The following is a 24524-nucleotide window of genomic DNA, read 5'->3' as shown; positions in this document are numbered from 1 at the left end:
TGGGGGGCCCGCGCCGCGCCCCCCGACCTCGCCTGACGCCCCCGTTCTCGCCTGACGTCTGCGCGCCGACCTGCCACGGCGTGTCAGGCGCGCCTTCCTGGGCTCGCCGTGCTGGGCCCGCCGGGCCAAGCGCGACGCATCGGGTATGGCGAAGGCGGCGTGACGGCGCGCAGCACTCCCGACGGCCGGCCTTCCCACATGACGAACCCCGGACGAACCGGTGCGCCCGGCGTTACGCCCCGGCCCCCGCCCGAGACACCGCCCGTTGGACACCTACATCCTCCTCCTCGTCGCCCTCGGAGTCCTGATCCTCCTGACCGCCTGGCTGCCGATGGTCTTGAAGGAGGCGCCGCTCTCCCTCCCCATCGCCTGCGTCCTCCTCGGCGCCGCCATCTTCGGCCTGCTGCCCATTCCCGGCCCGCCGCCCGACCCCATCGGCAACCGCGCGGCCACCGAGCGGCTGACGGAACTCGTCGTCCTCATCTCCCTCATGGGTGCGGGGCTGAAGATCGACCGCCCGTTCGGCTGGCGTGGCTGGGGCATCACCTGGCGCCTTCTCGGCCCGGGGATGCTCCTGACCATCGCGATGCTCGCGGTCCTCGCGCACCTCATCCTCGGCCTCGGCGCGGCCTCGGCCGTCCTGCTGGCCGCCTGCCTCGCCCCGACCGATCCGGTGCTCGCCTCCGACGTCCAGGTCGGCCCGCCCCGTTCGGGGGAGGAAGACGAAGTCCGCTTCGCCCTGACCTCCGAGGCCGGGCTGAACGACGGCCTGGCCTTCCCCTTCGTGCTCCTCGCCGTGATGCTCGCCGGCGGCGAGCGGGGCGGCGACGGCTGGTGGGGCTGGTTCACCTACGCCGTGCTCTGGAAGGTCGCGGCCGGCATCGCCGCTGGCTACGTCCTCGGCCGCGTCCTGGCCTGGACGACCTTCCGCATGCCGAACCGCGCGAAACTGTCCCGCACCGGCGCGGGCTTCGTGGCGCTCGGCATCACGCTGCTGGTCTATGGCGCGACGGAGAAACTCGGCGGCTACGGCTTCCTTGCCGTCTTCGTCGCCGCCCTCACCCTCCGCTCCGCCGAGCGCGGCCACGCCTACCACGAGAAACTGCACGACTTCGCCGAGGAGCTCGAACGCCTGCTGATGATGGCGCTCCTCGTCCTGCTCGGCGGCGCCGCCGCGGCGGGCGGGCTGCTGCACGCGGCGGATGGCTGGGTCGTCGCCTTCGCGCTCGCGGCCGTCTTCGTCGTGCGGCCGCTGGCAGGCTGGGTCGGGCTATGGGGCGCCGGCCGCCCGCCGGAGGAGCGGGCCACGATCGCCTTCTTCGGCATCCGCGGCCTCGGGACCTTCTACTACCTCGCCTTCGCGCTGGGCCACGCGGAGTTCGAGGAGGCGGGCACCCTCTGGTCCGCCGCGACCACCGTCGTCCTCGTTTCCGTCTTCCTGCACGGGACGACCGTGACGCCGGCGATGGCCTTCCTGGACCGTCGCCGCGGCGGCCAGCAGCTGGACCTGCCCCTGCCCGACCGCGCCTGACGCCGCGTCACCCCCGCCGCCTTACCCCCCCCGCGGCCTTACCCCCGCTGGCGCATCCAGCGGTGCCGCGTCCGCCACAGGTGCCAGGCATAGGTCCCGACCACCGCGAGGACGACGACGATCAGCAGCGGATCGAAGTACGGCTTCACCCGCTCCCAATGTCCCTCCAACAGCCACCCGGCCCCCATGAGCACGGCCGTCCACCCCATCGTCCCGAGCGTCGTCGCGACGTAGAACGTCACGCGGTGCATCTCCGCGATCCCCGCGGGCACCGAGATCAGCGTCCGCGGCCCCGGCAGGAAGCGGCACAGGAACACGGCCGGCAGCCCCCAGCGGCGGAACACCGCGGAGGCCTCCCGCACGTCTTCCCCGATCACGCCGAGGTAGCGCCCGTACCGGTCGGCGAGCGCCTCCACCCGCGCCTGCCCCACGGCCCGCGAGCCCTCGTACCAGAAGGCATTTCCCAGCACCGCGCCCGCGACGCCGGCCAGGTAGGTCGCGACCAGCGGCAGCTCCCCCGCGCCGCGTTGAAGCCGGCGACCGGCATGATCGCCTCCGACGGGATCGGCGGGAACACGTTCTCCGCGAACATCAGCAGGAAGATGCCGGGCACGCCGAGCTGCGCGACGATGCCGGCGACGGTCTCGAGCATGGGTCCCTATCCCGCGGCGTAGAGGGTGATCGCGACGCGCCGGCCGCGGACGTAGTTGAAGCCGTCGGTGGCCCCGATCGCGCGCGGCGACAGGCCGATCCGCGCCGCCTCGGCACGGAAACGTTCGGCCTGCCGCCCCTCGACCGCGACGGCGCGGCCGGGAGCCCCCGCGAGGAAGCGCGCCGCGCCCTCCCCATCCTGGATCAGGTTCAGCGCCGCGCCCGTCGCGAAGAGCATCGAGGGCTCGTGGTACCCCGTGATGCCCAGCCGCTCCGGCGGGACCCCGTTCGCCGCCGCCAGCGCCGCCACGCGGGTCGATACCCAGGGCGCGCGGAGATGCGGCAGCGTCCCTTCCAGCACCACCCAGTAGAGCGGGACGGAGAGCAGGGCCGCCGCCAGCACCGCACGCGGCCAAGCCGCGTCACGGATCGCGGTGGTGACGCCCCAGAGCAGCAGGGCCGCCGCGGGAAGCGCGAGGAGCGATGTCGGCAGCAGCGCCCGGTCCGCCACCACCGGCAGCGCGATGCAGGCCACCGCCAGCCCGATCCCCGTGCCCCAGAGCGAGGCCCAGCCCAGCCACGCCAGCCACCGCGGCGCGGCCCGGTGCAGCGGATCCGTCGCCCAGGCGCCCGCCAGCAGGAACAGCGCGGGATAGGCCGGCAGGACGTAATGCGGCAGTTTCGTCGCCACCGCCTCGAACAGCAGCCAGGTCGGAATCGCCCAGGCCAGCAGGAACCGCGTCGCGGGCCGCAGCCGGTTCGACCACGCATCGGTCACGGCGCGAAGCACGAGGAACGCCGCCGGGAAGGCCGCGATCCCGAAGCTCAGCAGGTAATAGCCCGGCGGCCCCCAATGCGCCTCCTCTCCCGATCCGACCTTCGCGAGCATGTCGTCGCCGATCGCCTGCGCGAAGAACCGCCCTTCCGTCGCGATGCCGATCGCGACGAGCCAGGGCAGCGCGCAGGCCAGCATCAGCGGCACGCCCCAGATCGGCCGCAGCGCCCGCAGCCAGGGCACGCCGCTGCGCCACCCCCGGTCCGCGACATACACGGTCACGCCCGCCAGCAGCGGCACCATCGGCGCGATCGGCCCCTTCAGCAGCACCCCCGCGCCCAGCGCCAGCCAGAACCACACCGCAGACCGCGTCCCGAAGGTCGCCGGCGAGAGATAGGCCCGCCCCATCAGCCCCATCGCCGCCACGATCGTCGCCAGCAGCGCCGCATCGGTTTTGGCGATGTGGGTCTCGACCACCAGCAGCATCGTCGCCGCCAGCGCCGCCGCTGCCAGGAACGCGGCCCGCCGCCCCACCAGCCCCCGCCCGAGCGAGAAGGTCGCGATCACCGCAAGCCAGGCCCCGATCGCCCCGGCCAGCCGATAGGCCCCGATCTGATCCCGCGCGGGCACCCCGACCGCCTCCAGCGCGTGCACGATGCCGGCCTGGGCCCAATGAATGCCGACCGGCTTCTTGTTCCGCTCGACCTCCCCGTTGCGGATGCGGACGTAGTCGGCCGTCTCGACCATCTGCCGCGTGGCCTGGGCGAAGCGGCTCTCGTCCCGGTCGCCCGCCGGGATGGTCCACAGGCCCGGCGCCCAGAGCAGGAGGCAGAGCAGGGAGAGCACCAGCCGGGGCCGCCGCGTCTCCGGCAGCCGGTCCAGCCAGCCGGCGAGCGGGAAGGGGGGCATGGGGGCGCCGTTTAGGCCAGGACCGGCGCGGCCGGAAGCGAGGGCTGGGGAATGCCGCCGATCCCGCCGCCGGTCACGGGCCGGTCCTCGCCGGGGAGGGACTTGTCCCGAATTCCTGGCCGAACTCCTGGCCGAGGTGCTGGCCGAGGTACTGGCGGGCGCGGGCTGGCCCGGACGCGGGGGCATGGGGCACGGCGCGTCGCCTGCGTCGCGGAGGCCGGTGCGGGGCGCTACAGCCCGGCGACGACCGCCTCGCAGACCCGGTCCGCCTGGCCTTCGTCGAGGTAGGGGTGCATCGGCAGGGACAGGATCCGCGTGCACAGCGCCTCGCTGACGGGAAGCGGCGGCGCATCGCGCAGGGCCGCGGCGTGGTGATCGCGATAGGCGGGCTGATGGTGCAGCGGCAGCGGGTAGTAGATCGCGGTCGGCACGCCCGCGGCCTTGCAGGACTCCTGCACACGCGCGCGCTGCGCCGCATCGGCCAGCAGGATCGAATAGAGGCCGTACGCGCTCTCCGCGCCGGCCAGGTCGGCCTGCACCTGCACGCGTCCGCGCAGACGCTCCCCGTACCAGACCGCAACGCGGGTGCGCGACGCCAGTTCATCCTCCAGCAACGGCAGCTTGCACAGCAGGATCGCGGCCTGGAGCGTGTCGAGCCGCCCGTTCATGCCGGTGCGCAGCACCTCGTAGCGCGTCTTGCCCTCGCCGTGGGTGCGGAGGGAGCGGTAAAGGTCCGCCTGCTCCGCATCGTCGGTCAGCAGCGCGCCGCCATCGCCGTAGCAGCCCAGCGTCTTCGTCGGATAGAAGGACAGCGCGGCGGCGCCACCCCAGGCGCCGAGCCGCTTGTTGTGGAGACGCGCGCCGAAGGCCTGTGCGGCGTCGTCCAGCGCGAACATCCCTTCCCGCGCGCAGATCGCCTCGATGGCCGGCCAGTCGGCGGGCAGGCCGAAGAGGTCCACGCCGATCACCGCGCGCGGCCGCAGGTTGCCTTCCGCCTTCACCAGCGCGACCCGCCGTTCCAGGTCCGCGAGGTCGATGTTGAAGGTGTGGGGGTCCACGTCCACGAAGACCGGCGTCGCGCCGAGCACGAGCGGCACCTCCGCCGTCGCGGTATAGGTGAACGCCGGCAGGAACACGGCATCGCCACGCCCGATCCCTTCCGCCATCATCGCGATCTGCAGCGCATCCGTGCCGGAGGACACGCCGACGGCGTGCGCGACGCCCGCGAAGGCCGCGAGCTTCTCCTCCAATTCCTGGCACTCCGGCCCCTGCACGAACCGGCCGGAATCGAGGACGGCGGCGATGCGCCGGTCCAGCTCCGCCCGGATCAGGTCCTGCTGCGCCCGCATGTCGAAGAGCGCGATGGGGCGGGTGGTCGGCATGTCCATGGCGCCGGGGTTTAGGCGCCCCACCCCCGCCTGTCCAAATCAAGCAGCGTTTCACGCCGCAACCCCGGCCCCTGCAAGCCGGCGGTCCGATCCCCTATACCGTTCCGCATCTGCGGAGTGTGAGGGGCCATGGCGGCGGACATCCTGATCGGCGGGGGGGATCGGCCCTGCGAATTGCTGCTCTCCCGCGCCAACCGACACGGCCTGATCGCCGGCGCGACCGGCACGGGCAAGACGGTCACGCTGCAATCGCTGGCGGAAGGCTTCTCCCGCGCCGGCGTCCCCGTCTTCGCCGCGGACATCAAGGGCGACCTCTCCGGCATGGCCGTGCCCGGCAAGCCCAACCCGAAGATGGAGGAACGCGCCCGCGCCATCGGCGTCCCCGACTACGCCTACGAGGCCGTGCCGGTTGTCTTCTGGGACGTCTTCGGGGAAGGGGGCCACCCCCTCCGCACGACGGTCGCGGAGATGGGGCCGCTGCTGCTGTCCCGCATGCTCGAGCTGAACGAGACGCAGGAGGGCGTGCTGAACATCGCCTTCAAGCTGGCCGACGACGAGGGCCTGCTGCTGCTGGACTTCAAGGACCTCCGCGCCATCCTGAACCATGTCGGCGAGCGCGCGGGCGACCTGCGGGAGGAGTACGGCCAGGTCGGCAAGGCGACGATCGGCACGATCCATCGAAAGCTCCTGCTGCTGGAGCAGGAGGGCGCAGAGAGCTTCTTCGGCGAACCCGCCTTGTCCCTGCAGGACCTGATGCTCGTCACGCCGGACGGGCGCGGGGCCGTCAACATCCTGGCCGCGGACAAGCTGATCCATTCGCCAAGGCTCTACGCCACCTTCCTGCTCTATCTCCTCTCCGAACTGTTCGAGGAACTGCCGGAGGCCGGCGACCTCGACAAGCCGAAGCTCGTCTTCTTCTTCGACGAGGCGCACCTGCTGTTCAACGACGCACCGCGCGTGCTGGTGCAGAAGGTGGAGCAGGTGGTGCGCCTCATCCGCTCCAAGGGCGTCGGCGTGTACTTCGTGACGCAGAACCCGCTGGACCTGCCGGCGCCGGTGCTGGGGCAACTGGGCAACCGCGTGCAGCACGCGCTGCGCGCGTTCACGCCCGCGGAGCAGAAGGCGGTACGCGCCGCCGCCGACACCTTCCGCCCCAACCCCCGCGTGAACGTGTCGGAGGCGATCACGGCGCTCGGCGTCGGCGAGGCGCTCGTCTCCACCCTGCAAGCCGACGGCACGCCGAGCATGGTGGAGCGCGCGAAGATCGTCCCGCCGCGCGGCCGCATCGGGCCACTGACGCCGGAGGAGCGGGCGGAGGTGATGCGTCGCAGCCCGATCGCGGGCCAGTACGACGAGGCGGTGGACCGCGAGAGCGCCTACGAAATGCTGGTCGGCCGCGCGACCGCCGCGCCGGCGAGCGGGCCGTGGCAGGGCACGCCGGCCCCCGTCCGCGCGAACGACCCCTGGGGCGGCCTGGCCCGCCCGCCGCGGCCGGCGCCGGAATCCGGTTCCTACCGCCGCCCGGACACCGCCCGCGTGCCGCAGACCGGCCGCGCCCGGTCCGGCGGCCCCTGGTCCGGCCCGGCGCCCGAGCCATCGAGCCCCTGGGGCGACGTGCTGGGGAGCGTCCTGACCGGCGACGGCCGCCGCGACGGCGCGCTGGACGCGCTGGCCAAGTCGGCGGCGCGGAGCATGGGGAGTTCCGTCGGGCGGCAGTTGGGGACGGCGGTGCTGCGCGGGGTGTTGGGGGCGATCAGGCGAAGGTAGATCGCGTTCTTTCTGACCGCGGGCGCCGGCGACTTTGCGGCCCGTCTTGCCCGCCTCTCACGACCGCACGGCCATTGGGTCGAGTGTCGCAGGAAGCATCGTGCTGCTTCCAATCTTCGTGGTCTGTATGCAGACCGAGAACGCCGTAAAATGGCGATCAGGCTGCGCCTCGAACGATGTGTGTCCAAGTGGAACGCGAGGACGCCTTAATCCCACCGATGGACCAACTCGACTCGGCGGTTCTGCGGCTCCGGTATGCCCACTCCGGTCGGTACAAGCGGGCGCGTCGCCCCGAACGCGACGAGGCGCAAACGGCTTCTGGATACCCCACGAGCGGAGATGGCCGCCGCAACGGCTTCGACACGGCGTCGACTCAGGCCTTCTGCCTCCGGCTCCGATAAGTCCGAATGTCCTGCCATCTCAATACGGGCCGACCCGGGCCGGTTTGCAAGAATGAGAACGGCCTCGTCTGCGAACTGCATCGAACGTTCACTGAGCGCGATGCTGTTCCAATCGAAAAAGAACAGGAGAAATGAACCAGACACCCTCGAGATAACGCCGGAAGCCGCGAGGGGAAGGGAGGAACGGGCGCCTGCGCGGTGAACCGTGGCAACCAGTGACGCGGCGGCGGACAGCGCGAGGCCGCGCCGCCCGATCCTCACGCCCGCCCCGCCACCGGCACATTCGGCGCATGCTCGAACTCCGGCACCATCCGCCCCAGCCCCACCAGCGCCAGCCGCGCGTTCCCGCCCCGCGCCGCCGCCGCGATCTCGTCGATCGCGCGCCCGACCAGCGCCGCGTCCGACGTCCGCGGCTTCGCCACCAGCAGCCCGGCGTATTGCGTGGGCCGCGGCGGCTCCTGCCCGTGGAACAGCTCCTCGAACAGCTTTTCCCCGGGCCGCAGCCCGGTGAAGCGGATCTCCACATCCTCGTCCGGGCGCAGCCCCGCCAGCCGGATCATCCGCCGCGCCAGGTCCACGATCTTCACCGGCTTGCCCATGTCGAGGACGAAAATCCCGCCCTCCCGCAGTTCGGGCGGCTGATCCTCCCGGTCCTCCGCCCCGACGACGGAGGCCTGCAGCACCAGCCCCACCGCCTCCCGCACCGTCATGAAGTAGCGGCGCATGTCGGGATGCGTGACGGTCAGCGGCCCGCCGCGCTCCAGCTGCCGCCGGAACAGCGGCACGACGGACCCCGTGGAGCCCAGCACGTTCCCGAACCGCACGGTCACGCAGCGCATCGGCACGTTGGACGCGCCCGAAGCGACGCTCCCCTGCCGCGCGGCCACATCCAAGGCCTGGCAATACATCTCCGCCAGCCGCTTCGTCGCGCCCATGACGGAGGTCGGGTTCACCGCCTTGTCCGTCGAGATGAAGACCATCGCCCGGCACCCGTTCGCCCGCGCCGCGTCGGCGACGACGCGCGTGCCCAGCGCGTTCGTCAGCAGCCCTTCCGACGGATCGTTCTCCACCATCGGCACGTGCTTCAGCGCCGCGGCGTGGAAGACGAGTTCCGGCCGCACCTCCTCCATCAGCCGCCGCACCCGCGCCTCGTCGCGGATGTCGGCCAGCACGGCACGGCGGGGAACGCCGGGATGCCGCTCCGACAATTCCAGGTCGATCTCGTAGAGCGCGAATTCCCCGTGATCGAGCAGCACGAGGTTCGCCGGCCCCAGCGCCGCGATCTGCCGCGACAACTCGGACCCGATCGTGCCGCCAGCGCCGGTGACCAGCACGCGCCGTCCCTGCACCAGCCGCGCCATGCCTTCCCGATCCAGCGGCACCTGCGGGCGGTCCAGCAGTTCCTCGATGGACACGGGCCGCAGGTCCATCCGCTTGGCCGGCCGCGCGGTTCCGTCGGGCCGCGCCTCCGCGGGGTCCAGTTCCGTCACGCGCGGCGCGCGGCGCACCGGGATGCCGTGCCGGTCCGCCGCGTCGAGCAGCGCGCCCAGCGCCTCGCCGGACAGGGCGGGGTCCGTCAGAATCAGCAGCCCGGGCAGCCGCCCCTCCGCCCGCAGCGCGTCGAGCACCGCCCCCGCATCCTCCGCCGCCCCCAGGATCGGCACGCCGAGGATACGCCGCCCCGTTGCCCGGGCCCGCGGCGCCAGGATCCCCGTCACGCGGTAGCCCGGCCCCCGCTGCGCCGTCAGCGCGCGGATGAAGAGGTCCGCCGTCTCCCCCGACCCCGCCAGCACCACCGGCTGCGGCGGGCCGGAGGCCTCGGGCCCCGTCCGGTGCGCGTGGCGGATGCGCCCGGCCAGCCGCGCCCCGCCCAGCAGCGCCGTCAGCACGCCGGCATGCAGCAGCGGGAAGGCCCCGTTCGCCGGCTGCCACCCGAGCAGGCCAGAGGCCGCGACCGCCCAGAACAGCAAGGCCGCCGCCCCCGCCGCGCCCATCAGCGGCAGGAAGTCCGGCAGCCCGACATAGCGCCAGTATTGCCGCGGCAGCCGCAGGGGCAGCGCCACCGCCAGGAACGCGACCGTCGCCGCCGCCAGCGCCGGCACCCACCACGCCGCCGGCGGCGATCCGCCGACGCCGGACAGGACGAGCGCTGCCGGCAGCGCCGCCGCCGCCAGCGCCAGGTCCAGCGCCAGGTTCAGCAGGATGCGGGGCGGCGCCATCACCCCCGCGTCCTTCGCCGGCGCTCCCTTGGGTCCTTCCGCCGCGCGGAGCATCTCCCAGGCCGCGGGGTCGCGGTCCGGCTGCCGCGGCGCGAAGGGCACGTGCCGCGCCGCCGCGTTGAGCAGCCGCAGGCGCCCGGGCGGCGTCGTGGCGACCTCGCCCTCGACGGGCGGCTGCGCCAGGAAGCCGGCGATCCGGTCCGGCAGCTTCGCGGTAGTGGACAGGTTGGCCTCGGCCAGCAACCGCGGCGCGTCCGGACGGGGGCGGGCGCCGGGTCGGCGGACGCAGCCTCCCCGGCTTCGAGACGTCGGGCTTCGCGACGTCCGGCATCGCCACAGGGCCCGCCGGCATGGCGGCGTCCAGCGCCGAGATCAGGGGGATCGGCGCGCTGCCGGCGGCGGAGGGCACGGCCGGCTCCGGTCGCGACGGCGCCCCGAACCGCATGGCCGGGCCGGAGGGCGGCGGCATCGCCGCGTCCAGCGCCGCGCGAGGGGGCGGGAAGCCCCGGCACGGGTGCCGGCCGCGGCGCATGGGCGGGACGGGGGGCCACGGGGCCGGATTCCGTCGGCGCCCCGGCGGGGGCGGCATCCCGCGCCTTCGGCATCGCCGCCTCGAGCGCCGCGAAGAGGGCGGGGACCCCGGCGGGCGCCGCCCCCGCGGGCGAGGTGGCCCGACCCGCCGGCAGGCCAGGCGCGGGTAGCCGGTTCTCAGGCGAACGGTCAGCGGGCAAGCGGTTCGCGGGCCGGTGGTCCGCAGCCGAAGAGGACGCGGGCGCAGCGGACGCGGGCGAAGCGGACGCGGGCGAACGGTCCGCCGGCGCAGAGGTCGCGGGCGGCAAAGCGTCGGCCGCAGCGCCCGGCGGAATCGGAGCGCCGCCGGATGGGCGGGGCAGGGCGGCCGGTCCCGCCAGACCCGTCCCCGGGCCGGGGTGCGGCAACATGCCAGGGGCGGGCGCGAGCGGTTCGCGTGCCGCACCATCCCCCTCGGCGGCATCGCCGCCTCCAGCGCGGCGAAGAGGGCGGGCATGTCCCGCGCCGCGGCCGGAACGGCGGCCGGCACCTGCGGTGGCGGTTCGGTCGGCATGCGGGCCGGCGGCGGCGCCGGACTCCCCCGGGTGCTGTGGCGCCGGGCGCGGCGGACCGCTGCACCGCGCCGGCCGGCGGCGGCGGTGCGGCGGCCGCGACGGGAAGGGGCCGCGTAATCACGTCAGGCGCTCCGACGCCCGCAGGATCCGCCGCCGTCCGCACCTGTTTCTCGGCAACCCGCCCGGATGCGTCGGGCAGGGTGGCCGGTACGGCGCCCGGTTCGGCGGCGCCGGGCGGCGGCGGCTCGGGGGCAGGGAGGACAGCGGCCGGACGAAGGATTTCCGGATCGGTCGCGCGCGCCGCGGCCGCCTCGCCGCCGGACCGGGCCAGGGCCACCGCCTCGGGTCCCGGCGCCGCGACCGGCGGGGACGGGGGAGCCGCCGCGGCGGGCCTGGCGACGGCCACCGGCTCGGTCGCCGGGGCGACGGTCACGGCGGGGAAGACCGCCGGTTCGGACCCGACCGGGGCAAGGGTCACGGCAGGGGCGGCTGGCGACGGCCCGGATTGGCCGGCAGGCCGCGCCGCGGGGCCCTTCTGGGCGGGCTGCCCGACCCCGCCCGGCAAGGGCACCAGTTCCCGGTAGAGCCGGACCAGCCGCTCCGCCTCGGTGTTCCAGGAGAAGCGTCCGAGAGCGGCGCGGCGCCCGTTCTCCCCCAGCTCCTGCCGCAGCGCCGGGTCGGACAGCGCCTTCACGGCCGCCGCGATCGCCTTCGGGTCCGTCGTGTCCACCAGGACTCCGCAACCGGCCTCCCGCACCACCTCGGCGACTTCCTCGGCGAAGGCGGGGACGATGACGGGGATGCCGGCGACCATGCAGTCGAACAGCTTGTGCGGCAGCGCGAGGCGGTGGTTCTCGATCCCCGGCTGGAAGAGCACGAGGCCGATATCGGCCCGCCCGGCCGCCATCCGCACCGCCTCGTCATGCGGCATCCAGGCATGGCCCTCGATGCGGTCGGCGACGCCGAATGTGACGGTCGCCTTGCGGAACTCCTCCTCCGACCCGTCGGTGAAGCGGCCGATGAGCAGCAGCCGCGTGTCCGTCGGCAGCAGGCGCAGCGTCCGCAGCATCTCCATCGCGCCCCGGGAGTGCCCGAGGGCGCCGAGGTGGACGAGAGTCACCGGCCCGGCCCGGTGCTGCCGCGGCTCCACCGGCACCGGCGCGGCGTAGTTCCGCACCGGCACGATGTCGGAGACCCGCGGGAAGGCGTCGGCCAGCCCGTCCTTCGCGACGATGACGGCATCCGCACGCTGCGCCACGCGCCGGCACATCCGCCGGATGGCCCAGCGCGCCAGGCCGCGGAAGGGCCGCCAGACCCGGTGGTCCAGGCGGGACGGGTAGTGCTCGTGCACGTCGAGCACGGCATAGGCGCCGGTCCGCCGGGCGACGCGGATGGCGGCGAGCCAGGAATCCGGCTCGTGCGCATGCACGACGTCCGGCAGCAGCGCCTCCGCCCGCTTCGCGAGCGCCTTGATGCCGCGGTAGCGCGCCACCCAGCCATAGGCGCGGGGGAAGGTCCTGATCTTGACCCCCTGCACGCTGTCCGGCGCGCGGCCGCCATCCTCCGGCTCCGGGCAGAGGTGGATGACCTCCCAACCCGCGGCGGCCAGCGCGGCTCCTTCCTTCGCGACGATGCGGACGTCGGCCGGCGGATGCGCCGAGGACAACATCAGCACCAGCGGCGGGGCGAGGGCCGGGGCAGGCGAGGCGCCGGGAGGCTTGGCCGATCCGTCGCTCACGTCAGGCGCTCCGCAGCCCAGGCGCGGGTTCGTTTCGTCCATGGGCCATCTGCCGAGATCCCCCGAGGGAGGCGCGCGCCGTGACGGTCCGCCGGAGGGTGGTCGCCCGATGCCCCCGATCATGCCCCCGAACATGGCCCCGGGCGCCCGGACGGGCCGTCGTGGCCCGAGCGTTGCGGCCATGCGGGCCGGGCGTGGCCCATCGTCCTGCCGCGCCCACGGGGCGGGCGGCAGAGGGGCGGGCGTGGCGACCGCGGCGGTTCACGGATCCGATCTGCGTCAGGAGATTCACCCTTTACTACTTCCTTTTGCCATGGCCGGCCGGACCTCCGAAAGTCGCCACACGGCCAGGGCGGCGCGCCGGGCGCGGGTGCCGTGACGCCGCGGCCACGGCACGCCCGTTTACCGTCCCGGCCCCCGCCCGGACGTCCCTCGTCTCCCCCTCCGGGGTGGCTCATCGCACGCTTCCCCAATGCGGCCTGCCTTTGCGGGCCGCGAGCCCTCCGGGCCCGCTGCTCCAGTCTCGATACGGCCGAGTGTCCGAGCCGGACCGAGCGGGCGGCAACCTCAACGGCGTCACGCCCTCGGCCCATCGGCGGAGACCCGGCTGGCCACGGAGTCCCGCGCTGCCGGCCGCGCGACCCCCTCCACCACCCGGCAGAGCCGCGCCGCCTGCAGCCGTCGGTCCCACCGCGTGACCGCCTGCGCCCGCGCGGCACGGCCCATCGCGGCGCGCCGGGCCGGATCGGCAGCCAGGCCCGCGAGCGCCGCAGCGAGCGCGCCCGCATCGCCCGGCGGCACGGCGATGCCGGACGGCCCGTCCTCCACGATCCGCGCCGCTCGGCCCGGCACGTTCGTCACGACGGGACGGCCCGCGGCCAGCCCGTCCATGAGCTTGTTGGGCGCCGTCCACTCCGCGAAGCCGGGGATGGGGGCGAGGCAGTGCAGGGCGACGCCGCTCCCCGCCAGCAGGGCCGCGATCGCCGGCTTGGGCAGGGGATCGAGGAAGGTGACGTTCTCCAGCCCGCGCCGCCGCGCCTCGACGACCAGCCGCGGCTTCTCGCCGCCTTCGCCGACCAGGACGATCCGCACGCGCCGCTCGCCGCGGTCCCGCAGCGCGGCGGCGGCGTCGAGCAGGGCATCCAGCCCGTTCGCGCGGCCATGCGCGCCGGCATAGGTCGCGAGCATCTCCCAGGATTGGGCCATCGCCGGCCGCCAAGATGGGATCTGGGGCCCGAAGAGGCCGAGGTCGCACCCGTTCGGCACGACATGGACCCGCGCGGGATCAGCGCCATGCGCGACGGCCGTCTCCGCCATGCCCTCGGTGAGGGCGACCACGGCAGCGGCGTGGCGGCATGCCGCGTCGGCCAGCCGATCCATCGCCCGCAGCACCGGGCCCGGTACCGCCCCGTCCGGCCAGGCCTCGGACAGGGCGCGGGGCAGTTCCGGCCAGGGGTCGCGGATCTCGAAGACGAAGGGGATCCGCGCCAGGCGGCGCGCCGCCAGCGCCGGCAGCGCCACCGTCAAAGGCGTGGAGGAGGCGAGGACGACATCCGGCCCCTCCCGCAGCGCGAGGTGCGTGGCCGCGATGGCGTAGCGCAGGAAGGCCGCGGCGCGGCGCGGGAGGGACTGGTCGTTGCCGTAGGCGATGGGGAATTCGACCACCTCGAAGCCGCCGGGCACCGGGCCGCGCCGGCGGCCACCGCCCACCCTCTCGCCCAGCCCCGTCTCGGCACCGGCATAGCGGCCGCAGGCGAGGGTGACCCGGTGGCCGCGCGCCGCCAGTGCCACGGCCATGGCGTGGGCGCGCGTCGCGGTGGAGCCCCCGGCCCCGAATAGTGCTGGTGCAGGTAGAGGATGCGGAGCGGGGCCGGCCGCTCCTCCTCCGGCGTCGCGTCCTCAGCGTCCAAGCCGGTCCCGCCGCGGTGCGACGGCCTGCCCCGGCCCGCCGGGCCGCCCGACCGGCGGCCCAACCGGCGGCGCGACCGGCGGCCCGGGCACGCGCTGCCGCTTCGCCGGGCCGAAAAGAGTGCAGCACGCGACGGCCCGGGCGGCAGCGCCGCGCCGCCCGGCGGCGCCCCGGCGCGGCGCGGCGCCGTGCGTCAGTGCCAGAGCGCCCGGATCGCCTCGACGACCCGCGCCTGCTCCGCCCCGGACATCGCACCGGAGGGCAGGCACAGACCACGTTCGAACAGGCCGGCCGCGACCTCGCCGCCGACGACCGACGCGCCGCGGAAGGCGGGCTGGAGGTGCAGCGGCTTCCAGACCGGCCGGCTCTCGATGCCCGCGGTGTCCAGCGCCCGGCGCACCGCCTCCCGGTCCGGGCCGAGGGCGGGGTCGAAGAGCGCGACGGACAGCCAGCGGGTCGAGCGGCACCAGGCCGGCTCGGGCATGAAGGTCACGCCGGGCAGGTCGGACAGGCCGGCGACGTAGCGCTCGAACACCGTCCGCCGTGCGGCGACGCGGATGCCGAGCGCCGCGACCTGCGTCAGCCCGACGGCCGCGAGGACGGAGGAGAGCCCGTAGGAATAGCCCGTGGTCTCGTGCTGGTAGTGGGCCGCCGGGTCCTTCGCCTGCGACGCCAGGTGCCGCGCGCGGGCGATCAGCCCGGGGTCGGATGAGGCGAGCGCCCCGCCGCCGCCGGCCGTGACAATCTTGTTCCCGTTGAAGGAGAAGGCGGCGAGCCGCGCCCCGATCCCGCGGGACGGCCGCGGAGCGTGGCGCCGAGGCTCTCGGCGGAATCGCTCAGCACCGGCACGCCCCAGCGGTCGCAGGCCGCGACGATCGCGTCGAGGTCGGCGCAGCCGCCGTAGAGGTCGGCCGGCACGACGACGCGCGGCAGCTTCCCGACCCGCGCCGCACGCGCCAGCGCGTCCCGCAGCAGGTCGGGGTCCAGGGTCCAGGAATCCGGCGAGACGTCGAGGAAGGTGATCTGCGCGCCCATCTGCGCCGCCGGGGCGATCGTCGCGACGAAGGTGAAGGTCGTCGTCCAGACCGCCTCGCCGGGCTCCAGGCCGAGGACACGGTAGCCCAGGTGCAGCGCGGCGGTGCCGGAGGCGACGGCCGCGACGTGCGGGATGCCGCAGGCCTCCGCGATCGCCTCCTCGAAGCGGGTGGGGACGGGGCCGGCCGGGGCGAGCCAGCCCGCCTCGAGCGTTTGGCCGAGCGCGGCCAGTTCGCCGCCGGTCAGCTGGGGCGGCGAGAGGAGGATGCGGTCGCGCCGCGGCGCCCCGGCCGGATGGAGGGGGAAGGCAATCACGCGGGTCTCGGCAGGGTCGGCCGCAGGGGTGAACCGCAAGGCCATCTGGCGCCCTCATCCTCACGACTTCGTGAAAGTGCTGACGAATGGGTGTGCCGGCAAGAGGCCGCTCAACCTTTGATTAACATTTTCTGGTTCTTCGCACGTTTTCGTTGGTCCGACCCCTGCCGTGGCACAGCAACCCGCGCTGCTCCGCCGGCAGCAACGGGGGCATCGTCGCATGCCCCGCCGCGCTCACGCCCGCCCCGCGCAGCACCACGAGGAGAGAGCCGAGGACGGCCCGGAGGTCGGCAGCGGGCGTGACGCCCTCGGCGTATCGCGCGTCCCATTCCAGGCGCTCCGTCCAAGGAACGGCATTGCGGCCGCGCGCCTGGGCCGCCCCCGCCAGCCCCGGCCGGACCGGAGCCGCGTCGCCTCCCGCGCGGAGTAGAGGGGCAGGTACTCCACCGGTAGCGGGCGCGGCCCGACGAGGCTCATCTCCCCCCGCAGCACGTTGACGAGCTGCGGCACCTCGTCGAGCGCCGTGGCGCGGAGCGCGCGGCCGAGAGGCGTCAGCCGGTCGGCATCCGGTTCGCCGGCATGGGCCGGGGGCCGCATGGTGCGGAGCTTCAGCAGCGTGAAGGGGCTGCCGCCCCGCCCGGCGCGGACCTGCCGGAAGAGGATCCCCGGCCCGTCCGCCGCCCGCAGGATGAGCGCCGCCGCGGCGAGGACGGGCGCGAGCAGGACCAGCAGGATGGAAGCCCCGACGACGTCGAGCGTCCGCTTTCCCCAGCGTGCGTACCAGCTCCCGGCTTCAGCCATGCCGGGGCGCGGCGGTGAGGCCCGGCGACAGCGCCAGTCCGAGCGCGAACCAGGCCATGCGGTTGCCGAGGTCGGTCGAGACCATGATCCCGATCGCGACCGGCAGCACCAGCGCGACGAGCCGCGCCGCGTCGCCCGGGGGCAGGTGGCGGATCCGGGCCAGCAGCACCGCGGCGCCGCCCCCGAAGGCCCCGAGCCAGAGCAGAAGGCCCGGCAGCCCGGCCTCCGTCAGGGCTTCGAGGGCGTGGTTGTGGGGGTAGAGGCCGCGCCGCTCGCCGCTGCCCGAGGCGATCGTGAAGGCGCCGGTGCCGAGGCCCCAGGGCGCCGCATCCCCGGCCCAGCGCAGCGCCTCTCCCCAAAGGATCGGTCGGGCGGAGGCAGCCACGCCCTCGCCCGTGAAGCGCTCGAGGGTGCGCAGCCCCTCCGCGGCCTGCGGGTTCAGCGCGAGCAGGCCGAGCGCGACCGCGAGCCCCGCGAGGCAGAGTCCCGCCCACCCGACCGCCGAGTCAGGCCGGCCGCGGGACCAGTGCAGCGCCGCCGGCGCGAGCAGGACCGTCGCGCCGAGGGCGAGGAGCGCCGCGCGGCCGCCGGGCAGGAGCGCGGCGGCGGCGAGGCCAGCGACGAGGACGCCGGGGAGGAGGCGCCGGAGCCCCCGCGCCTCCGCCACACGCACCGCCGCCAGCCCGGCCGCCCCGGCGATCGCGAGGCCGGCGAGCTGGTACTGCACGCGCACGAGGTCGGGGTTGGCCCCGGCCAGGCCGCCGAGGACCACCCCGCCGGTCGCGAGCCCGTGGGCGACGGAGGCCGCGACGAAGACGCCGATGGCAAGGGACGCGGCGCACAGCACCCGCCGCGCCGCTGGGTCCGCGCCGGTGAGGAGCCCCGCCGCGAGCATCGCGGGGCCGAGGAGCACGACCTCCGGCAGCTTCGCCTCGAGGACCACGCGCGACGGGCTCCACAGCGCCGCGGCGACGAGCCAGAGGAGGAGGCCCGCGCAGCAGGCGAGCGGGAGGGCGAGGATGCGGTCCACCCGCCAGGCCCGCCCGGCGAGGATCAGCGGCAGCGCCGGCAGCAGCAACGCCGCGGCGGCGAGGGTGAGGTCGAAGGAGAGGTTCGCCAGGGCCGGCGTGGACTTCAGCGCGCCTGCCAGGTGCATCGCGGCCGCCGGGGCGCCGGCGAGCGCGGCGAGCGCCGGGATGGTCGGCCTGGGGACGACCAGCGCCAGGAGGGGGCCGCCCGCCCCGTCAGTCCTCCCGCGCACGGGCCACGGCGAGGATCGGCTCGGGCCCGCGGCCGGCGCGCCGGGGACGCGGCCGGGGCGGCCCGAAGACGAGGACGAGGCAGGCGGCCCCGAGCAGGGCGGCGGCCGGCGCGGCCGCGGCGAGCAGGACGAGGAGGAGCGGCCGGTTCGGCACCTCCGGCGAGATGCCGACCATCGGCGGGGAGACGAGGCGCGCCGCCACCGCCTCGTCCGCCGAGGTCACGACGGCAGCGCGCTGGTGCTGGGCCAGGATCTCGAAGATCGGCGTGCGGACGAAGACGTCGCGCTCGGCGGAGAGCTGGCCCTCGAGCGCCGCGATGCGGCGGCGCCAGAGCTCGGCGAGGCTCGCGCGGACCTGCCCCTCGGCGAAGGCGTGGACGCGCCGGAGGATGTCGAGCGCGGCGTCCCGGTCCCGGTGCGTGACGGCCAGCGTCGTCGTGATGGTCTGGAGCGACTGGGTGACGGCGAGGTTCCGCTCCAGCCACATCCGCGCATCGTCGAGGTCGGCGGCCGGGGGGCGCCGAACGCGGTGCGGAGCGTCCCGACCAGGCCGGCCCGCCGGCGCTCGGTGAGGTAGTCCAGCAGCGGGGTCTCCCGCGCCAGGAGCTCCGCGGCTTCCGGCGCGCGGAGGAGGGCGAGGTAGATCGCGAAGTTGCCGGAGGCCCGCGTGTCCAGCAGCGCCCCGGGCATGGCCAGCCCGTTCTGGATGAAGGTGGAGGTGGCGAGGCCCGTCGTCTCGGACGGCGCGACGACCGCCTCCGCCACGTATTGCCGAGGCCAGAGGAGGATCGCTGCCGCGCCGCCAGCGAGGAGGAGGAGGGTCGCCAGCACCACCTGCCAGCGCAGGGCCCAGACGCCGCGGAGCAGCAGGTCGAGCGGCATCCCCGCCTCGGTCCTCACGAATACGTGATCGTCCTTAGACGCCCTGGCGCGCCGGGGCGCAATCCCCCGTTGCGGGGCCGAGGCGAATTCGCGTCGTCAGACAGGTAACGGGGGCCGGCGCACGCAGGACGAGGCAGGGCAGGCCGCGGACCTCCCCGTAGCCCGGGCTCTCCCAGGCCGGTTCGAGCGTGAGGGACACGGCGGCATCGGCGGAGAGGATGAGGCGGATGCGGCCGTCCGTGACCGACCCGCCCGACACCTCCCAGGGGCCCGGCGGCAGGTGCCAGCGGAGGGCGAGGTGCCGGAACGGGCCGGAAACCCGGTCCTCCACCACCCATTCCGCCCCCTCGCGCCGGACGGTGCGGGCGTGGCGGTTGCCGCGCGCGTCGCGGGTCGCGGCCCCGCCCGGCAGGACCTCCGTCGCGGGCCAGCGGGCGAAGAGGAAGCGGCTGGCTCGCGGCATCGGCTCCGCGTCGTCGAAGGTAACGACGTTGTGGGCCCGTGCGGCGGGGAAGTGGTCCGACCACCACGCGTCCTGCGCGGGCGGGTTGTAGGCCCCTGTCCCCGCGTCGCGCAGCACGTTCTCCAGCCCGTCCCAGAGGTCGAGGTGCAGCAGGTCCGCGTGCCCCGGCCGGAAGCGGAGCGGCCCGGTGCGGAGGAGGACCCGCACCCGCCCGTCCCGCCAGCCGCGGCTGCCGTCGCACCGCCAAGCCGTGTCGGCGGGGGTCGGCGGGCCGGGCGGCAGGCCGAGCCACGCGCAGCCCGGGTCATCCGCGACGCCCGCCGTCGCGCGGAGGAACAGCCGCGCTGCGCGCTCGACGCTGCCGCGCGCGTCGGCGGGACCGCGCAGCGAGAGGTCGGCGAGGCAGGACCCGTCCTGGTGGCCCAGCCGGGGAGTCGCGCCGGTCTCGGGGCAGGTGAGCCGGGCGAGCCAGCGCGTGGCGGCCGCGGCGCGGCGGGGATGGGGGCGGGCAGGGCCGGCGCGCCATGGACCCGGCGCAGCCATTCGACCGCAGACAGGGTGTCGAGCAGGAGCCGGTGATAGCCGCTGGAAACCACGGCAAAGGCCCCATCCGCCCCGACCAGTCGCCCGACGACGGCGGCGAGGTCGCGCGCGGCCCCTGCCGCGGCCCGGGCGTCGTCCAGCACCAGGGCGGCGGCGAGCAGCCCGGCCGCCTCGCTGACTGGATGGTTGTTGTCCTGCGCCAGCGCATAGTCGCGCGTCGCCGCGATCCGCCGCGCGTGCAGCCGCAGCAGGTCCGCCATCCCAGGCGTTGGCCCGGCCCCGAGCAGGGCGAGGGCGAGGGCGAGGTGGAGGACGCGCAGCGCCGCCTCCTGCCCGCAGGCCCAGTTCGGGCCGCGCCAGGGCGGGTTGGCCGCGATCCATTCGGCCAGCCGCGCCTCGGCGCGGGCGAGGTAGCCGCCCGCCGGGTCCAGCCGGTGCGCCTGGACGAGGAGCGGCAGCCAGGCGAGGCGGTTTGCCTCCCAGACCGGCCTGACGTCGCCCGGAGCGAAGAGGTCGAGCGACAGGGCCGGTGCACCGGGGTCGAAGGGGCCGTGGAACGCGGCCGGCCCGAGCCGGGCCGACGCGGCGAGGATCCCGGCCCCGGTTACCCCCTCCGGCGCGGGCCGGGGCGGGGCGGAGTGCAGGAACGGGCCGGACGGCACCCTGGGCTGGCCGAGGGTCCGGCGCACCCATCCCGACGCCACGCGCGAGCGGTGGCGTGCGAGACGCACGAGCGGCACAACGCCGAGGCGGAGGGCCGCGTCGAGCCGCAACGGGCGCGGGGGCGTCTGGAAAGCCATTTCGCCGCATGGTAGCACGATCACGAAAATGTTAACGAGCCGTGCATGCGACTTGGGATTGCAGAGCGGATGATCCGCCGCGTCGGATGGGTCCCCGCGCTCGTCGCCCTCGGCTTCCTCACCGGGCCAGCCTTCGGCCAGGCGGTCCCGCGCGGCGCCGACCAGATCCTCGCGCCGCCCAGCCTGCCCTCGAACCTTCCCCCCGGGTTCCTGCCGCCCGGTGGCACCGCCGCCGACGTCCTCCAGCGCATCCTCGAGGCGTCCGGGCGCGCGCCGTCCCCCGCGACGCCCGCGCCGCCGCCCGCCCCGGCCGCCCCGCCCCTTGCCCTGCCCGCCACCCCGGCCCCGGGCGCCGCCCCCACCGCGGCGGGCGAGCCGCTGTCCGGCACCGAGGCCTTCTTCGCCGCCCGCCTGCCGGATGCGCCGCCGCTGCGGCAGTTCGGCTACGACACCTTCCGGAATCTCGCGCCGCCCGGCTCCGTCCCCTCCGCCGTCGCGGGGTCGCTGCCGGACGACTACGTCCTCGGGCGCGACGACGAGGTGGTGATCGCGATCCGCGGGCGGTCCCGCGCCTCGTTCAGCCTGCGGGTCCAGCGGGACGGGACGCTCGTCATGCCGGACCTGCCGCCCTTCCCGGCGCTGGGGCGGACGCTGGCGGAACTGCGGGCCGACGTGGTCGCGCGCGTGGCGCGGGAACTCGGCGGGTCCGAGGCCTTCGTCTCGATCGGCCAAACCCGGCAGATCGGCATCTTCGTGGCAGGGGAGGTGGTGCGTCCCGGCCTCGCGCCGCTGCCCGCGCTGACCTCCGTGCTCGATGCGCTCGGTGCAGCGGGCGGGGTGCGGAAGACGGGGTCGCTGCGCGCCATCCGGGTGGAGGGGCCGGGCGGGGCGCGCGTGATCGACCTCTACGCCGTCATCGCGGGAACGCCGGGAACGCCGGACCTGTCGCTGCGCGAGGGGGACCGGGTGGTCGTGCCACCCTTGGGCGGCGTCGTCGCCATCGGGGGCGAGGTGACGCGGCCCGCCATCTACGAGATGCCGGCCCGCGCGGCCTCCGTCCCGCTGGGCGCGATGCTGGACCTCGCGGGCGGGGCGCTGCGGCCGCAGGGGAACCGGTATCTCTCGACGGGCACGGATGCCGGGGGGCGGCGCGCGGTGTCCGAACTCTCCCCGGCCTCCGCCATCCGCCGCGGCGACGCCGTGACGGTCACGCCGGGCAACGACGTGGCGGCCGGCGGGCTTCGACTGGCGGGCCATGTGACGGCGCCGGTGACGCGCGCCGCGGGCGGGCGTGTGGGGCTGCGTGCGCTGCTCTACGACCCCCGGCTGATCCGGCCCGATCCCTATGTCCGCCTCGGCGTGGTCTGGCGGGTGGAGGAGCGGACGCGGGTGCGGCGCTTCGTGGCCTTCGACCTCGGGCGCGTCATGGCCGGCGGCGCGGACCTGCCGCTGCGCGAGTCCGACGAGGTCATCCTGCTGTCCCAGGCCGACGTGCTGTGGCTGGCCTCCCCGCCCGTGCAGCGGGCGCTGCGGGGGGAGGTGGGGGTTGCGGCGCCGGCGCCCGCGGGAGGGACGGCGCCCGCCCCGGCACCGGACTGCCCGGCGCTGACGGCGCTGGCCGTCGCCGCGCGGTCCTCGCCGCTGCGCTTCGCGCATGCGCGCGGCGCGGGCTTCCCCGACATCGGCGCGCCGCCCTGCCCGCACGTCTTCCAGGATTACCCGGCCCTGCTGCCCTTCCTGCTGGACCAGTCGGTGCTGCTGACGGGGGAACTGCGCCTGCCCGGGCTGTATCCGCTGCTGGACGACACCGGCCTGGACGCTGTGATCGCCGCGGCGGGCGACGTGACGGAGACGGCCGACCTCGCGGCCGTGGAGTTCGCGCGGGAGCCGACGGAACAGGCCGGCGCCATCCCGTTGTCGCGGACGATCCTGGACCTGCGGTCGCGCAACTTCGCGGCGGTGCGGCTTTCCCCGCGCGACGCGGTGCGGGTGCCGCGCGGCTTCGGCGACCGCGACACGGGACCCGTCGCGCTGGTGGGCGAGGTCGCGCGGCCCGGTACCTACGACATCCGGCGCGGGGAGCGGCTGTCGGAACTGCTGGCCCGCGCCGGCGGGCTGACGCCGCAGGCCTACCCCTACGGCGCGGTCTTCACGCGGGAAAGCGTGCGGCAGCGGCAGCAGGAAGGCTTCGCCCGCACCGCGCGGGAACTGGAATCCAGCCTGCTGCAGGTGGCGGCGGGACAGGCGGTCGCCGGGTCGCGCGCCGGCGGCGTGGACCTGGCGGGCGCGATCAACGCGGGCCAGGCGCTGGCGACGACGCTGCGCGAGGCGCGGGCCGCAGGGCGCATGACGGTGGAGGCCAATCCCGTCGTGCTGGCGGCACGGCCGGAACTGGACGTGCTGCTGGAACCCGGCGACCTGATCGCGATCCCGAAGCGGCCGAACGAGGTGACGGTGGTGGGATCCGTCCTGAATCCTGGGTCGCTGCAGTTCACCACGGGGTGGCGCGCGTCGCAGTACGTGCGGGCGGCGGGTGGGCCGCAGCGCTTCGCCGATGAATCCCGCGCCTTCGTCGTGCTGCCGAACGGGCAGAGCGTCCCCGCGGGGCTTGGGTCCTGGCAGGCGGGCGGGCCGCCGGTGCCGCCGGGGTCGCTCGTCGTCGTGCCGCAGGATCCTTCGCCCTACGAGACCTGGGGGTTCATCCGCGACGTGACGCAGGTGCTGGGGCAGGTGTCCATCTCCGCCGCGTCGCTCGCAGTCATCGCGCGCAGCGCGACGAACGGGCGATAAGCGGCGTCGCCGTCTCGCGGGCGGGTATCCGGCGAAGGGAGTGCCCCCGGCCCGGCCTTGCGGTGCCAGGCCGGGCCGCGATGATCGCGGCGTGAAGGTCCTGATGATCCCCTCGGCCGGCGGCGGACTCGGCCATATCTCGCGTTGCGCGTCGCTCGCCCGTGCGGTCCGGCGGCTCGATCCCCGTGCGGATGTCGAGTTCGTCTTCGACACGGACCGGATGCGGCCCTTCAACGTGCAGGCGGCGGCGGCGATGGGCTTCCCGCCACGCCTCATGCCACCCCGGCCACGACCGGTGCGAGATGCGGTGATCGCGGAAGTTCTCGGCGATGCCGACGTGATCGTGGATGATTCGACGCGCTACCTCATCACGCATCGCGCGCGGCTGCCGCGTGCCGGGTGGGTTTCGGTGCCGATGCACCCGATCGGGGACGAGATCTTCCTGGACTGGCCGTTCATGCGGCAGATGGACGCGGTGATCTGGGCCTACGCGCCCCTCGTCGGGCTTCTGCCGGAACTCGACCTGGTGCGCGACCGGCTGGTGGTGACGGGGCCGTTCCTCGATTTCGGGGAGGTGCCGGGGCGGGACGCGGCGCGGGCGGCGCTGGGACTGGGGGGGCCGACGGTGCTCTACGCGCCGCGCGGCTTTCCCTTCGGCGCGGAATGGGGGCACGCGGCGCTGGCCGCGACGGTGGCCGGGGTCGCGGCGGCCCGGGCCGCGCATCCCGCCCTGTCGCTGCACCTGACGGCGGTCACCGATCCCTCGGCGCTGCGCGGCGTGCCAGGCCTACCCGATCCGCTGCCGGGCTGGATCACCGTCCACGGCATGCTGCCGGCCAAGGAAGCGCTGCTGCGCCTGTCCGCCGCCGCGGCGGTGGTGGGCGAGGGGACGAGCACGATGCACGAAGCCGCGGCGCTCGGCACGCCCCTCCTCCTCCGCCCCGGGCCGATCGAGGAGACGCGCCGCCTCGGCGAGGCGCTGGTGCGGGAGGGCGCGGGCTTCGATGCCGCAGGCGGGGCGGAGGCGATGACGCGGGCGCTGCGCGCGGTGCTCGACGATCCGGGGGAGGCCGCGCGCCGCGCGCTCAGGCCGGCGCGCTGGTGCGCGAGGGCGGCGGGGTGGACGCGGCGGCGCGGGTGGTGCTGGACATCGGGGCGGGGCGGCGCACGCCGCCGGGTTAGCAGTCCAGTTGCCCTCGCAACGATGCCCTAACCCCCGGCGGATCAGGGCAACCGTGGCATCAGCCCTTGTTGGCCTGTC

General features: G+C 75.3%; 16 protein-coding genes and 1 pseudogene. 4 read left to right on the top strand and 13 right to left on the bottom strand.

The window, feature by feature from the left end; all coding sequences use genetic code 11:
• The first annotated feature begins 265 nt into the window (after positions 1-265).
• Positions 266-1531 (top strand): cation:proton antiporter, encoded by a 1266-nt coding sequence (locus ACE7GA_RS10990; RefSeq protein WP_376099322.1) that lies wholly within the window; start codon positions 266-268, stop codon positions 1529-1531.
• Between the two features lie 38 nt (positions 1532-1569).
• Here the strand turns inward: ACE7GA_RS10990 and ACE7GA_RS10985 are convergent, their stop codons facing one another.
• The 4 genes from ACE7GA_RS10985 to ACE7GA_RS10970 form a co-directional block, all read right to left on the bottom strand.
• Entirely contained in the window at positions 1570-2001 is a 432-nt protein-coding gene (locus ACE7GA_RS10985; protein WP_376099320.1) for a DedA family protein, read from the bottom strand.
• Entirely contained in the window at positions 1905-2183 is a 279-nt protein-coding gene (locus ACE7GA_RS10980; RefSeq protein ID WP_376100602.1) for a DedA family protein, read from the bottom strand. Before ACE7GA_RS10980 ends, ACE7GA_RS10985 begins: the two co-directional genes overlap by 97 nt.
• A 6-nt stretch (positions 2184-2189) precedes the next feature.
• Positions 2190-3866: an ArnT family glycosyltransferase gene (locus ACE7GA_RS10975; RefSeq protein WP_376099318.1), complete on the bottom strand. Its 1677-nt coding sequence runs from the start codon at positions 3864-3866 to the stop codon at positions 2190-2192.
• A gap of 230 nt (positions 3867-4096) precedes the next feature.
• Entirely contained in the window at positions 4097-5254 is a 1158-nt protein-coding gene (locus ACE7GA_RS10970) for a DegT/DnrJ/EryC1/StrS family aminotransferase (protein ID WP_376099316.1), read from the bottom strand.
• A 129-nt stretch (positions 5255-5383) separates the two neighbouring features.
• Here ACE7GA_RS10970 and ACE7GA_RS10965 point away from each other — a divergent pair, with 129 nt between their 5' ends.
• Entirely contained in the window at positions 5384-7021 is a 1638-nt protein-coding gene (locus ACE7GA_RS10965) for a helicase HerA-like domain-containing protein (RefSeq protein WP_376099314.1), read from the top strand.
• Between the two features lie 206 nt (positions 7022-7227).
• On the opposite strand, the gene ACE7GA_RS10960 is transcribed toward ACE7GA_RS10965, so the two are convergent.
• The 9 genes and pseudogenes from ACE7GA_RS10960 to ACE7GA_RS10920 form a co-directional block, all read right to left on the bottom strand.
• Positions 7228-7566 (bottom strand): OmpA family protein, encoded by a 339-nt coding sequence (locus ACE7GA_RS10960; RefSeq protein WP_376099312.1) that lies wholly within the window; start codon positions 7564-7566, stop codon positions 7228-7230.
• 113 nt (positions 7567-7679) lie between these two features.
• Positions 7680-9641, bottom strand: a complete 1962-nt coding sequence (locus tag ACE7GA_RS10955; protein WP_376100217.1) for a polysaccharide biosynthesis protein — start codon at positions 9639-9641, stop codon at positions 7680-7682.
• Positions 9642-10361: 720 nt separating this feature from the next.
• The gene (locus ACE7GA_RS10950) at positions 10362-12506 is read right to left on the bottom strand and encodes a glycosyltransferase (protein ID WP_376099310.1); all 2145 of its coding nucleotides are present in this window, start codon (positions 12504-12506) and stop codon (positions 10362-10364) included.
• A gap of 534 nt (positions 12507-13040) precedes the next feature.
• Complete coding sequence (locus tag ACE7GA_RS10945) at positions 13041-14261, bottom strand: glycosyltransferase family 4 protein (RefSeq protein ID WP_376099307.1); 1221 nt, start codon at positions 14259-14261, stop codon at positions 13041-13043.
• 305 nt (positions 14262-14566) lie between these two features.
• Positions 14567-15768, bottom strand: a pseudogene (locus ACE7GA_RS10940) (DegT/DnrJ/EryC1/StrS family aminotransferase).
• Positions 15769-15957: 189 nt separating this feature from the next.
• Positions 15958-16524: a sugar transferase gene (locus ACE7GA_RS10935; protein ID WP_376099305.1), complete on the bottom strand. Its 567-nt coding sequence runs from the start codon at positions 16522-16524 to the stop codon at positions 15958-15960.
• The gene (locus ACE7GA_RS10930; RefSeq protein WP_376099303.1) at positions 16517-17785 is read right to left on the bottom strand and encodes an O-antigen ligase family protein; all 1269 of its coding nucleotides are present in this window, start codon (positions 17783-17785) and stop codon (positions 16517-16519) included. Before ACE7GA_RS10930 ends, ACE7GA_RS10935 begins: the two co-directional genes overlap by 8 nt.
• Positions 17769-18272 carry a hypothetical protein gene (locus ACE7GA_RS10925; protein WP_376099301.1) on the bottom strand — a complete coding sequence of 168 codons (504 nt, stop codon included), beginning with the start codon at positions 18270-18272 and terminating at the stop codon, positions 17769-17771. The genes ACE7GA_RS10930 and ACE7GA_RS10925 overlap by 17 nt, the downstream gene beginning before the upstream one ends.
• A 429-nt stretch (positions 18273-18701) precedes the next feature.
• The gene (locus ACE7GA_RS10920; protein WP_376099299.1) at positions 18702-19673 is read right to left on the bottom strand and encodes a heparinase II/III-family protein; all 972 of its coding nucleotides are present in this window, start codon (positions 19671-19673) and stop codon (positions 18702-18704) included.
• An 845-nt stretch (positions 19674-20518) separates the two neighbouring features.
• Here ACE7GA_RS10920 and ACE7GA_RS10915 point away from each other — a divergent pair.
• Together ACE7GA_RS10915 and ACE7GA_RS10910 are read left to right on the top strand one after the other, a co-directional pair.
• The gene (locus ACE7GA_RS10915; protein WP_376099297.1) at positions 20519-23263 is read left to right on the top strand and encodes an SLBB domain-containing protein; all 2745 of its coding nucleotides are present in this window, start codon (positions 20519-20521) and stop codon (positions 23261-23263) included.
• A gap of 91 nt (positions 23264-23354) precedes the next feature.
• A complete protein-coding gene (locus ACE7GA_RS10910; RefSeq protein ID WP_376099295.1) occupies positions 23355-24476 on the top strand; it encodes a hypothetical protein in 1122 nt (373 codons plus the stop codon).
• The last annotated feature ends 48 nt before the right edge of the window (positions 24477-24524 follow it).

This window comes from Roseomonas sp. CCTCC AB2023176 (assembly GCF_042259275.1).
Lineage (GTDB): Bacteria > Pseudomonadota > Alphaproteobacteria > Acetobacterales > Acetobacteraceae > Roseomonas.
This window is presented reverse-complemented; position numbering and strand designations above follow the sequence as displayed.

What these genes read in the sequence shown, in the direction of transcription:
- ACE7GA_RS10980 (WP_376100602.1), bottom strand. Translation starts at nt 2,183, where the DNA reads ATGCTCGAGACCGTCGCCGGCATCGTCGCGCAGCTCGGCGTGCCCGGC.
- ACE7GA_RS10925 (WP_376099301.1), bottom strand. Translation starts at nt 18,272, where the DNA reads ATGTGGCTGGAGCGGAACCTCGCCGTCACCCAGTCGCTCCAGACCATC.
- ACE7GA_RS10965 (WP_376099314.1), top strand. Translation starts at nt 5,384, where the DNA reads ATGGCGGCGGACATCCTGATCGGCGGGGGGGATCGGCCCTGCGAATTG.
- ACE7GA_RS10975 (WP_376099318.1), bottom strand. Translation starts at nt 3,866, where the DNA reads ATGCCCCCCTTCCCGCTCGCCGGCTGGCTGGACCGGCTGCCGGAGACG.
- ACE7GA_RS10915 (WP_376099297.1), top strand. Translation starts at nt 20,519, where the DNA reads ATGCGACTTGGGATTGCAGAGCGGATGATCCGCCGCGTCGGATGGGTC.
- ACE7GA_RS10935 (WP_376099305.1), bottom strand. Translation starts at nt 16,524, where the DNA reads ATGGCTGAAGCCGGGAGCTGGTACGCACGCTGGGGAAAGCGGACGCTC.
- ACE7GA_RS10945 (WP_376099307.1), bottom strand. Translation starts at nt 14,261, where the DNA reads ATGGCCGTGGCACTGGCGGCGCGCGGCCACCGGGTCACCCTCGCCTGC.
- ACE7GA_RS10920 (WP_376099299.1), bottom strand. Translation starts at nt 19,673, where the DNA reads ATGGCTGCGCCGGGTCCATGGCGCGCCGGCCCTGCCCGCCCCCATCCC.
- ACE7GA_RS10970 (WP_376099316.1), bottom strand. Translation starts at nt 5,254, where the DNA reads ATGGACATGCCGACCACCCGCCCCATCGCGCTCTTCGACATGCGGGCG.
- ACE7GA_RS10955 (WP_376100217.1), bottom strand. Translation starts at nt 9,641, where the DNA reads ATGGCGCCGCCCCGCATCCTGCTGAACCTGGCGCTGGACCTGGCGCTG.
- ACE7GA_RS10950 (WP_376099310.1), bottom strand. Translation starts at nt 12,506, where the DNA reads ATGGACGAAACGAACCCGCGCCTGGGCTGCGGAGCGCCTGACGTGAGC.